Raw genomic sequence first — 936 nt, forward strand, 5'->3', positions numbered from 1 at the left:
CCGCAAGTTCCGACGTATCTGCTTTTGCCTAATGCTTTGTTTCAGAGCGGTTTAATGCATGTTAGCAATCAAGCTAAGCGGTTAGAAGCTCTACGCATTGTTTCTGGTGGAGCTTTGCAAAGTGAGGAAAACCCTGCTCTTTTTGTGCGTGGTTATGGCGGTCAATACAATTATGTGTCTGATCTTTCTGTGTTGGAATATGGTTATGGAGGGGAGCTTGGCTATAATGCAGTCGAAGCCGGTGTTTTGCTAAAAACGGTCGAGGGTGACTATAGTAAAACCTCTTTTGGGATTATAGGCACTTATGAGAGACTCTCTTTGCAACCTTTAGAGGTTGAACAAAGCCAAAAAAGTGCCTTTGATAAATGGTCTGTTACAGCCTATGGTGGTTTGCGGTGTGATACGGATTTTTATGTGGATGGTCTTTTATCCTATGGTTTGTTTAAGGGAGATGTTCACACTGTTGCACGCGGTAAGACGGCCACATTAAAGGGAAAACCTTTCAGTGCTTCAGTAATTGCTGGTAAAGCGTTTATGGTAGGAGAAGAGGGATTTGTTTTTGCTCCGCAAGTCCAGGCTATTTATCAACATATCCAGTTTGATAAGGCGCGTGATATTGATGATTTTGAGATTGAACTGGGGAAATTGGATCAATGGACGATGCGCGTTGGTGGACGTTTAACCAAGACCCTTGCTGCAAGCGACGAAGCGCGTGGTGTTTCTCTCTATGGTAAGTTGCATGTTGCGCATAATTTTGGGAACAAACAATTTGTCCATTTTAAAGACGCGTTCCAGTTGGGTGCTTTTGGTTCTTCTGTAGAAACTGGATTGGGCTTTCATGCACGGTTGTCTTCAAACTTTACGCTTCACGGTGATTTGAGTTATCAGCAGAAGCTGACAAAGGCTGGTTTTTCTGGAACCAGTTTTTCTGGTGGA

Annotated in this window: 1 protein-coding gene; it reads left to right on the forward strand. The window is 43.5% G+C overall.

The features are described 5' to 3' along the window. Nucleotides 1–936: autotransporter domain-containing protein (locus tag BN200_RS08365; RefSeq protein WP_034989480.1), on the forward strand; the 936-nt coding region annotated here is incomplete at both ends.

The sequence above is a fragment of the Bartonella senegalensis OS02 genome (assembly GCF_000312545.1).
GTDB lineage: Bacteria > Pseudomonadota > Alphaproteobacteria > Rhizobiales > Rhizobiaceae > Bartonella > Bartonella senegalensis.